The sequence below is a fragment of the Methyloceanibacter sp. genome, from assembly GCF_058506495.1.
On record NZ_JBZMXT010000078.1, the window covers coordinates 1 to 10177 of the forward strand.

Below are 10177 nucleotides of genomic sequence, written 5' to 3' on the forward strand. Positions count from 1 at the left end.
GACGGCTAGGGCCTTCATCCTGTGCTCTTCATGTTGTTGCCCTCCCCACTCCCAAGCCGCAAAGCCTGGTTACAGCACTCGTGCCAAGGCTAGCCCTACAAATTCCAACCGGCCATGCCCACTAAGCGCTTACCCCATGAACACAGCGATTGCAGTCTAGCGGTTGGTTAGTTCGCCGCCTCTTCGTTGCTGTCTGCCTCTGCCTTTTTCTTAAGCTCGGTATCAACCGATTTGATACCGCGCAACAAGTCCAGCGCGAAGTTGAGCTGTGTATCCTTTGTCTTGTCCTCAGGCACATAAGAGGAACTTCCGGACTTTTCCTTTTCTCCGTCTTCTGACCCCTCGGCTTTCAGATGCCCGCGCAAATTGGCTTCGCCGCGCGTCCCGATGAGTTCTTCCCTTTTCTTAACGTCCTCGGGAAGCTCCTCCTCGACGACGATATCAGGAGTGATGCCAGTAGCCTGAATGGATACGTTCTTGGGAGTGTAGTAGCGCGCCGTTGTGAGCCGAAGCGCACCATTCGTCGACCCCAAGGGAATGATCGTCTGAACCGAGCCCTTGCCGAAGGACTGGGTCCCAACAACCGTCGCGCGATCGAGATCCTTGAGCGCGCCTGCGACAATCTCCGATGCCGATGCAGACCCGCCATTGATCAGAACGACAAGCTGTTTGCCGTCCGTGATGTCGCCTTTCCGAGCAAATTCCTTCTGAATGTCCTCGTTGCTGCGCCCGCGCGTTGACACGATCGCTCCTTGATCGAGGAACGCATCCGACACAGCAATTGCTTGGTCCAGGAGACCGCCCGGATTGTTGCGGAGGTCGATAACGTACCCTTTGAGGTCTGATCCGAGCTCCTGCTTAAGCTCATTGACAGCTTTGACCAGCTTTTCCGTCGTTTGCTCATTGAAGGACGTGATCCGAATGTAGCCAACGTCGTCGCCCTCGACGTTGTACTTCACCGGGTTAATCTCGATCATCCCACGGTTGAACTTAAACTTCATCAAGTCGTCGTTGCCTTCACGAAGGATCATCAGCGTGATCGGGGTATCGACTTCGCCACGCATTTTTTCGACAGCATCTTGCAAGTTCATGCCGCGAACGTTCTCGTCGTCAATCTTGGTGATCAGATCGCCGCTCATGATCCCGGCCTTATCCGCAGGCGTGTCGGCGATAGGCGCGATGACCTTCACAAGGCCCTCTTCCATCGTGACTTCGATCCCCAGACCGCCGAAACGGCCCTTGGTCTGGACCCGCATGTCCTCGTAGTTGTCCAGGTTCAAGTAGGCGGAGTGCGGATCGAGCGCTGCAAGCATGCCGTTAATGGCGGACTCGATTAGTTTCTCGTTCTCGGGCTCTTCCACATAACCCTTGCGAACGCGTTCCAAGACCTCACCAAATAGGTTGAGCTGCTCATAAATCTCCGAATTTGCAGCAGCGGCCGAGGGGCTCCTCGCCAAGCTGACCACTGTCGAGCCAGCAGCAATCACCGCTACCACCAAGAGCGCCCAAAGCGCGTATTCGGACTTCCGCATCATCCTTGCACCTTCCCGGATGCCTCGGCCCACCATGGGCCGGGGTCTATTGGCCGTCCGTCCTTCCTGAATTCCACGTAAAGGACGGGACGTGAATTATGTTCACCACGATTGCCCGGCGCCCTTTCATTCCCCATCACAGCGATCGGCTCGCCGGCAAGAACGAATTGGCCCGGGCTAACGTCAATACGGCTCATCCCCGCGAGCAAAATATGATAGCCCCCGCCCGCATTGATGATCAAGAGTTGGCCATACGACCGGAAGGGTCCCGAATAGACCACCCAGCCATCCGCTGGCGCCGTGACTCGGGCCTCTTCGCGAGTGCGCAGCGATAGCCCTTGAAGCGTTGCGCCGCCCGAGTCTTTGTCCCCGAATCTGCGGATTTGCCGGCCCTGCGCTGGAAGGCGCAAGCTGCCTTTGACTTCGTCGAACGGCCGAACGGGCGTCATTCGGCCAGGGTTCGCGAAGGCGACCTTTTTCGAAGTCGGCTTGAGTTCGACAACCCGCTCGTTGGCAGGCGTGGCCACGACTTCCTGCTGCATGCGCGCACGCAGCGCCTTTTCTGCCTCGACCTCGGCGTCGTATTGCGCGACTTCCGCCTTCGCAATCTTCTCATCGAGCTTCTCGACAAGATCGCTCAGCGTTTCTACCTCCGAAGCGAGGGTCTGCGCAGACTGCGTCAGTGCAACGAGTTTCTCCTGATCCTTCGTTTGCCGGGACTTTTTTTCGCGGATCAGCTCGTCGAGCCGCGCCTGCTCAGCAGAAAGCTTGTCTGCCTCCTGCCGCTGGATATCGCGCTCAGCGCGAACGCGCTCTTCAATCGCAGAGAGGTCCTGCAAACTGTCCGTCAAGCTATCGGCTTGATACTTGAGTTCCGGATAAACCTCCGCCAAGAGCATTGCGCCACGCACAACCTTCAAGGCGTCGTCGCGCCGAGTAACGATCGCGGGTGGCGGCGTGCGTCCTATTCTCTGCATGGCGCTTAGCATGGTTACAATCGCGGACTTTCGCTCGTCGATCGACGTCTGCATCTCGGTCACTTGCGCCGTCAATTCTGCGAGTTCGCTCTCGGTTTCTGAGAGCTTTGCCTCGCTCTGCTGAACACGCTTGCCGGCCTCAATTAGCTCGGTTCTGAGCCGTGCTCTTTCCTCCGCCAGAGCCGCGAGATCCTTCGTGAGAGTCTCCGCCTTCACCCGACCGGATTTCAACTTTTGTTCTGTCTCGTCAAGGCGCTCTTTCGCCTCGTCCCGAGTCAGGTCTTCTTGGCCGTACAAGGCCCTGGTAGGCACAAAAAACAACGCCCCAACTAAGAGGGCGGCGCAAAGGTTCCGAGAGTTGAAAATCGATCGCTCGTAGTGCGCCATGCGTCCTGGCCGTTAAGTCGATGGCACCGGAGGGAAAAGGCAGAATCAAGGCAAAATGCTTAAGAATCCTTAACCTTTGGCCCTCTCAAGCCCGGTGGTACGGGTGTCCCGCAATAATCGTCATGGCCCTGTAAAGCTGTTCGGCAAGAACAATCCGCGCAAGCCCATGCGGCAGCGTCATAGCCCCCAAAGACAGCAATAGCGTGGCCCGATCCACGACCGCTTGACCAAGCCCGTCGGGCCCACCGAGCACAAACGCAAGTCCTGGCACCGCCGAATCGTTGCGCCAGGCTGCCAGACTGTCTGAAAAGGCCGCGCTTGAGCGCTCGTCGCCTCGCGGTTCGAGACAGACCACGGCAAAGTCGTCTGGCAGCTTTGTCAGCAAGGCCTTCGCTTCGGCCGCACGGCGCTCGGAGGCTTCGGAGAGGCGCGACTCAGGTAGTTCAGCCGATGAAATGGGCGATAGTCCCAGGCTGCGGCCGAGCGCTTCGGCGCGGCCGAGGTAGTGGGAGAAGAGCTCTCGCTCCGGCCCCCGCTTGAACTTACCGATTGCGACGATCAGCAGGCGCACAACTGACCTCCGCCGCGTCAGCCGGTTTGGGGTGGTCGAGTACTCAGACCACCATTCGCTCCATGGGCCGATCTGCGGACCACATCTTCTCGAGGTTGTAGAACTCGCGAACCTCTGGCCTAAAGAGATGGACAATAACCTCGCCCGCGTCGATCAGCACCCAGTCACCCTGGGGCAGTCCTTCGACGCGCGCTCGGCCATAGCCTTCGTCCTTGAGCGCCTTGATAAGATGGTCGGCTACGGCGCCGACATGCCGCTGCGAACGACCCGAGGCGACAACCATGTAGTCGCCAATAGAAGTCTTTCCATCTAGATCGACAACCGCGATCTCCTCGGCTTTGGCACCGTCGAGTGTGTCGGTCACGATCTTGAGCAGTCTTCCCGGCTCAGCGCTGAATGACGCAAGGCCGGATGGAGGCGTACCGTTTTCGGCACCCTCGCTAGGTGAGCGCATGTTTGCGTGGGTTTCCTTCTGCCATTGCTCCTGGAAGTGGCTTCAATACCATGCCCCTAACGTGCCGCTCGGGACTTCTTCAACAAAGACCACTCCACCCCTTTAGAATAAACTGCTGACTGTCCAATTTTCAATAGGTAGTAGGGGTCAGTTCTTCTTGCTCTTGATCTAGTAAATTAATCTGATTCCACGACATTTTCGCGAAGGGCCGTCGACGATAGTTCCGAGAGCGGATGGGACAGGATGGTCCAGGCTGGCGGCTCCAAATCCGCAAGACCCGGTGCATCGGTCTCATCGATGTAGGCGCGCGCAAACCGATGCGCTGCTTTGCTCGCCCTTGCTCTCAGGCGATATCCAGGCCTGTCGAGAACCGCGATCGGAACGAGTTGGAAGATCTCAGGCCAGTTTTTCCAATGGTGGACCGTGGCAAGATTGTCTGCGCCCATCAGCCAAACAAAATGCACGCCCGGGTAGCGCCGAACCAATGCTGCCAGCAAATCGGAGGTGAAGGGCGAATTGGTGCCACCGTCGAAACCCGTGACCATGATCTGCGGGTGCCTCGCAATGCGCCCGGCATCACGAACGCGTTCTGCCAATGGGGGCAACTGCGACACATCCTTTAGCGGATTGCCTTTGGTGACGAGCCACCAGACCTGATCGAGCGCCAGCCTCTTTAGGGCCGCAAGGCTAATTGCACGGTGAGCCTCGTGGGCGGGATTGAACGATCCACCGAGAAGACCGATCCGCATTCTCGGGGTCGTGAACGGCGCCCTCAGACTAGCAGCCCGCCTAGACTCTGATGCACGCGTCACGATCAAGGCCGCGTCTGACCCTGTCCGTGCACCACATACTTGAACGTGGTGAGTTGTTCGACGCCGACGGGCCCACGAGCATGGAAACGTCCCGTCGCAATTCCGATCTCTGCACCCATGCCGAATTCGCCGCCGTCGGCAAACTGAGTCGACGCATTGTGCAAGACGATAGCGCTGTCAACGCGCGACAAAAATGTCGCCGCGGACGCTTCGTCGTTCGTAACGATTGCTTCGGTATGGTGCGAACTATGTTCCCCAATATGGGCAATCGCGTCATCTACGTCGTCAACAACCTTGACTGCAATAATCGGCGCTAAGTACTCCGTGTCCCAATCTTCGTCCGTAGCTGTCTTTACGCGACTATCAGTGTGCTGCGTATCTGGGTCGCCACGCACTTCGCAGCCCGCTTCAATCAGAGCATCTACAATAGGGGTGAGATGCGTATCGACGGCTGCCCGTGCCACGAGCAAGGTTTCCGCTGCGCCGCAGATTCCAGTCCGGCGCATTTTGGCGTTGACAACAATGTCGCGCGCCATGTCCAGCGGCGATGTCTCGTCAACAAAAACGTGACAATTGCCCTCTAGGTGCGCGAAGACCGGAACACGCGCTTCGCTCTGGACGCGTTCCACAAGGCTCTTGCCGCCGCGTGGCACAATGACGTCGATCGCGCCGTCGAGACCCGCCAAAATAAAACCGACGGCCTGCCGATCCACCGACGGCACAAGCTGAATTGCCTCCCCAGGCAAACCTGCGGACTTGATGGCATCGGTCAGATGGTTGGCGATCACAAGCGACGTCAGGAAGCTGTCGGAACCCGATCGCAAGATCACAGCGTTGCCGGACTTTAAGCAAAGCGCGGACGCGTCCGCTGTGACATTCGGACGGCTTTCGTAGATCATGCCGATCACGCCAAGCGGCACGCGCACACGCTCGATTTTGAGCCCGTTGGGACGCGACCAAGAAGCGATCGTTTGACCAACGGGGTCGTGCAAGGCCGCCACGTCACGCACGCCCTTGGCCATTGCAGTGATGCGTGCTTCGTCAAGTCTCAGACGATCGAGGAAGGCGGCGTCGCGCTCGTTCTTCTCAGCGGCTTCCAGGTCCTTGGCGTTCGCCTCAAGAATTTTTGCCGTGCCAGCTTCAAGCGCCGATGCCATGGCCTCAAGCGCTGCGTTTTTCTGCTCGGGCGAGGCCACAGCCAGCTCCGCCGCTGCCGCGCGCGCGAGGCGGCCCATATAAAGCATCATGGGCTCGAGACTGACAGCGGGATCTTGGGCGGGAAGAGACACGTGATGTCCTTTCGTTTCCTGACAACTATTGTTTTCTAGGAGCCCTTCTTGTTGAGGCTCATATCGTCGCGATGGATCAGTTCCGGACGTCCAAGATAGCCGAGTATCTCTGCGATTTCACTGCTCTTGCGCCCGATGATCGCCGTAGCGTCCGCACGGCCATAGGCAATCAGCCCACGGCCGATTTCGATGCCCTCAGGGCCTCGGATCGCAACAGCATCGCCACGTTCGAATTGGCCAACGACTTCCGTTACACCGGCAGGCAACAAGCTCTTGCCGCTTCCCAGCGCTTTAACCGCCCCGTGATCCACGATCACAGCGCCACGAGGTTCAAGCGTTCCTCCAATCCAACGTTTCCGCGCCGTCACCGGGTCGGAATGCGCGAGGAACCAAGTGCAGGTTCCCGTTGACGCTAGTGTGGAAAGAGGATTCAGCACCTTGCCACTGGCGATCACCATGTTCGTGCCTGCACCCACCGCAATCTTGGCTGCTTCGATCTTGGTGACCATGCCGCCACGCGACAGCTCCGAGCCGACATCGCCCGCCATAGCCTCGATCTCGGACGTGATCTCTACGACTTCGTCAAGCCGCTTGGCATTCGGTGTCGAGTCCGGCGGCGCGTTGTAGAACCCGTCCACGTCGGACAGCAGAACGAGACAGTCCGCGCTCATCATAGAGGCGACACGCGCGGCGAGCCGGTCGTTGTCTCCATATCGAATCTCATTCGTAGCGACTGTGTCGTTCTCATTCACAACCGGTACCGCGCCGAGCTTGAGAAGCGTCGCAACCGTACTGCGCGCATTGAGATAGCGCCGCCGCTCTTCCGTATCGCCAAGCGTGACGAGCACTTGGGCCGCGGCGAGACCTCGCGCGCGAAATGCACTCTCATACGCATGAGCCAAGTGGATCTGCCCAACAGCTGCCGACGCCTGACTGTCTTCGAGCTTTAGCGGACCCTTGGGAAGCTTTAGAACGTTTCGCCCGAGCGCGATAGCGCCTGACGACACGAGGATGACGTCCTTGCCTTGCCTGCGAAGCTCGGCAATGTCGTCACATAACGCGTCCAACCAGGCAGAGCGCAAAACGCCGGCCGCATTGTCCACCAAGAGCGCCGATCCGATCTTGACGACGATCCGTTGCGCAGCTGCCCACTCGGATCTCATGGCTGCCACCCCTGTCCTGTGCGCGGCATAGACGCCGGACTTTCTGACTCTCGCATGGCTTCGACCTTACGCGCGAGCGCTGCAAGAACCTCGGGCACGCCCTGTCCCGTTACGGCGGAAACGTGCAAAGGCTTCACGCCAGCCTCTGCTTCGAGCGCTAGCGTTTTCTCGGACAGCTCGGCCGCATCTACTGCATCGGCTTTGGACAGGGCGAGAACCTCCGGTTTATCGTCGAGCCCGGCACCATAAGACTGCATCTCCGAACGCACGATACGATAGGCCTCGAGTGGTTCGTTTGTGGTGGCGTCCACCAGATGCAGCAGCACAGCTGTGCGCTCCACATGGCCTAAGAACCTGTCGCCGATCCCCGCGCCCTCGTGCGCGCCCTCGATAAGACCTGGGATGTCCGCGAGCACGAAGTCGAGTCCGCCGAAGCGCACCACGCCTAAGTTGGGGTGAAGAGTCGTGAACGGATAGTCCGCAATCTTGGGCTTGGCTCGGCTCACCACAGAGAGGAAGGTCGACTTACCGGCGTTGGGAAGACCCACGATGCCTGCATCGCCGATGAGCTTGAGGCGCAGCCAGATATACATCTCTTCACCGGGCTGACCCGGATTGGCGCGCCGAGGCGCCTGGTTCGTGGATGTCTTGAAATGGGCATTTCCAAACCCGCCATTGCCGCCGTGTAGCAAGACCCGTCGTGTGCCGGGTTCCGTCATGTCAGCGATCAGGACCTCGCCGCTATCGTCTAGAATCTGCGTTCCCGGCGGCACCTTTAGAACGACATCGGCGCCCTTAGCGCCCGTTCTATTGGACCCCATGCCGTTGCCGCCCTTCTTCGCCTTGAAATGCTGCTGATAGCGAAAATCCAGAAGCGTATTCAAGTTGGCGACACATTCGACGATCACATCGCCACCACGGCCGCCATCGCCGCCATTTGGGCCCCCGAACTCGACATACTTTTCCCGCCGGAAGCTCACGCACCCGTTGCCGCCATCGCCGGAGCGGACAAAGACTTTTGCGGAATCGAGAAACTGCATGGCAAGGGATTAACACTGGCGTCGTCATCTTGCACGCATCACCACGATGTGGTTCGCGTGCTAAGGATGCCGCAGAACCGCTTCCGCTCTTTGCCGGTCTAGCCGGTACGTGAGACATGGAACCCGTTCACCGCGCGCCAGGCAGTCTCGCATCTCTTCGCCCTCTAAATAAAAGCCGAGCTTGCTAAGGACGCGTTGCGAAGCGGCATTATCCGTGAAGTGTCCTGCCCGAAGATAGGCGAAGTCATGAACGTCGAAGGCGTGGGCCACGACCGCGCGCGCCGCTTCGGTGGCGAATCCAGTGCCCCAAAAGGGCTTGCCAATCCAGTAACCGAGTTCGGCATGTTCGGCATCCATAGGCATATAGCCCGAGCAGCCGACGAGCGTCCGTTCGCGTGTCACGGCAAACACAATGCCTTCCTCGCCCTGTCCAACACGATCCAGCCAAGCGCGGACCGCCGTTTCGCTATAGGGGTGCGGAAGCATGCCGGTCATGCGGGCAACATCGATATCGCCGGCGAGCAGCCTCATCGGACCCGCGTCAGCATAATCGAGCGGCCGCAGATTCAGCCTTTGCGTTCTGATTTGCATGGGAATGCCAGCGTACAAATGAAAACGCGCCCGCAAATGACGGGCGCGCTAAACTTGGTGAAGTTTGATTCTGCGGCGCCCTATGAGGCGGCGTCCGGCTTCACTGAGACATAGGTGCGGCCCCTGGCCTTGGTCGCGAACTCGACCACGCCATCGACGAGTGCGAACAGCGTGTGGTCCTTACCGATGCCAACACCCTCTCCATTGTGCCAACGCGTACCGCGCTGACGCAGGATAATGTTGCCGGCGACGACCTTCTGGCCGCCCGACTTCTTGACGCCAAGGCGCCGTCCAGCTGAATCGCGGCCGTTACGTGAGGAGCCGCCTGCCTTCTTGTGTGCCATGGGTGTGTTCCTTTAGCTCTTCTTGGCCGGGGCCTTCTTGGCCGAGGCCTTCTTCGCTGCTGTCTTTTTAGCCGGGGCTTTCTTGGCGGCAGCTTTCTTGGCCGGGGCCTTCTTTGCCGCTGGTTCTTTCGCCGGCGCCGCTTTCTTTGCGGGAGCTGCCTTCTTTACCGGGGCCTTCTTGGCAGGGGCCGCTTCGGCCTTCTCAGCGGTCTTTGTTGCGGCCGCGCTGGCCGCTTTTTCGGTTGCGGGCTTTGAGGCAGCCTTCGAAGGCTTCTTTCCGCCCGTCAAGATTTCCGTGATGCGCAAGGCTGTGAGCTCTTGACGGTGACCCTGCGTTCGGCGGTAGCCCTGGCGGCGCTTCTTCTTGAACACGATGATCTTCTCGCCGCGCTTCTGCTCGACCACCTCCGCCGCCACCATGGCGCCCGACACAGTCGGGTTGCCCGTGGTCGCGGCACCCTCGCCGCCCAACAGCAACACTTCCGAGAGCTCGACAACGTCGCCCGGGTTCCCGGCAATCTTCTCGATCTCGATGATATCGTTCGGCGACACGCGATATTGCTTGCCGCCCGTGCGAATGACCGCGAACATAATTGTAGCTTCCGTCTCTTGGGGCTTGTTTGGCCGCCGCATTCTCGCGGCTGGCACGCCTCTAAAGGAGCGATAAGCGGCGCAATATAGTGAGCAAACCCAATAAGTCAATTCCTAGAAACCCGCAAAAATGGCGGGTTTCGAGGATGTTGGGCATCGTTTCATGCGCCGGCCGGAGACCACAGCTGGGGCAACTGGGTTCGCTGAAGGCAAAGACCAGTCATCGGGAGCTTTGGTACCCGGAGCGTTGACGTCTGGGATCGAAGTCGGGCGACGGTTGCCAGGCAAATTCTTCGGCTTGCGATGCGTCGCGCAGCGAGCTACATCAGCCCGCTTGGAGAGGTGCCGGAGTGGTCGAACGGGGCGGTCTCGAAAACCGTTGAGCGCGCAAGCGTTCCGAGGGTTCGAATCCCTCTCTCTCCGCCA

11 protein-coding genes and 1 tRNA gene are annotated in these 10177 nt (G+C 59.3%); 1 reads left to right on the top strand and 11 read right to left on the bottom strand.

The annotated features are described in order from the left end of the window. Nucleotides 1–167: 167 nt before the first annotated feature. From AC33YF_RS11330 to rplU, 11 genes are all read right to left on the bottom strand, one after another. A complete protein-coding gene (locus tag AC33YF_RS11330) occupies nucleotides 168–1535 on the bottom strand; it encodes a S41 family peptidase (RefSeq protein ID WP_491777311.1) in 1368 nt (455 codons plus the stop codon). Then, nucleotides 1532–2821: a murein hydrolase activator EnvC family protein gene (locus AC33YF_RS11335; RefSeq protein ID WP_491777312.1), complete on the bottom strand. Its 1290-nt coding sequence runs from the start codon at nucleotides 2819–2821 to the stop codon at nucleotides 1532–1534. Before AC33YF_RS11335 ends, AC33YF_RS11330 begins: the two co-directional genes overlap by 4 nt. 160 nt (nucleotides 2822–2981) lie before the next feature. Then, on the bottom strand, nucleotides 2982–3467 hold the full coding sequence (rlmH, locus tag AC33YF_RS11340) for a 23S rRNA (pseudouridine(1915)-N(3))-methyltransferase RlmH (protein ID WP_491777313.1): 486 nt from the start codon (nucleotides 3465–3467) through the stop codon (nucleotides 2982–2984). 43 nt (nucleotides 3468–3510) lie between these two features. Then, nucleotides 3511–3921: a ribosome silencing factor gene (rsfS, locus tag AC33YF_RS11345; RefSeq protein ID WP_491777314.1), complete on the bottom strand. Its 411-nt coding sequence runs from the start codon at nucleotides 3919–3921 to the stop codon at nucleotides 3511–3513. 176 nt (nucleotides 3922–4097) lie between these two features. Continuing rightward, nucleotides 4098–4697, bottom strand: coding sequence for a nicotinate-nucleotide adenylyltransferase (locus tag AC33YF_RS11350; RefSeq protein ID WP_491777320.1), 600 nt, complete (start codon nucleotides 4695–4697; stop codon nucleotides 4098–4100). A gap of 38 nt (nucleotides 4698–4735) precedes the next feature. Continuing rightward, a complete protein-coding gene (locus AC33YF_RS11355) occupies nucleotides 4736–5977 on the bottom strand; it encodes a glutamate-5-semialdehyde dehydrogenase (protein ID WP_491777321.1) in 1242 nt (413 codons plus the stop codon). 80 nt (nucleotides 5978–6057) lie between these two features. After that, nucleotides 6058–7185, bottom strand: coding sequence for a glutamate 5-kinase (gene proB / locus AC33YF_RS11360; protein ID WP_491777315.1), 1128 nt, complete (start codon nucleotides 7183–7185; stop codon nucleotides 6058–6060). Continuing rightward, nucleotides 7182–8225, bottom strand: coding sequence for a GTPase ObgE (gene obgE, locus AC33YF_RS11365; protein WP_491777316.1), 1044 nt, complete (start codon nucleotides 8223–8225; stop codon nucleotides 7182–7184). The genes proB and obgE overlap by 4 nt, the downstream gene beginning before the upstream one ends. Nucleotides 8226–8285: 60 nt before the next feature. Then, entirely contained in the window at nucleotides 8286–8816 is a 531-nt protein-coding gene (locus AC33YF_RS11370) for a GNAT family N-acetyltransferase (RefSeq protein WP_491777317.1), read from the bottom strand. Between the two features lie 80 nt (nucleotides 8817–8896). Continuing rightward, nucleotides 8897–9160, bottom strand: a complete 264-nt coding sequence (gene rpmA, locus AC33YF_RS11375; protein ID WP_491777318.1) for a 50S ribosomal protein L27 — start codon at nucleotides 9158–9160, stop codon at nucleotides 8897–8899. 12 nt (nucleotides 9161–9172) lie between these two features. Next, nucleotides 9173–9751: a 50S ribosomal protein L21 gene (gene rplU, locus AC33YF_RS11380; RefSeq protein ID WP_491777319.1), complete on the bottom strand. Its 579-nt coding sequence runs from the start codon at nucleotides 9749–9751 to the stop codon at nucleotides 9173–9175. Between the two features lie 336 nt (nucleotides 9752–10087). Here rplU and AC33YF_RS11385 point away from each other — a divergent pair. Then, nucleotides 10088–10177: transfer RNA gene (locus tag AC33YF_RS11385), tRNA-Ser, on the top strand.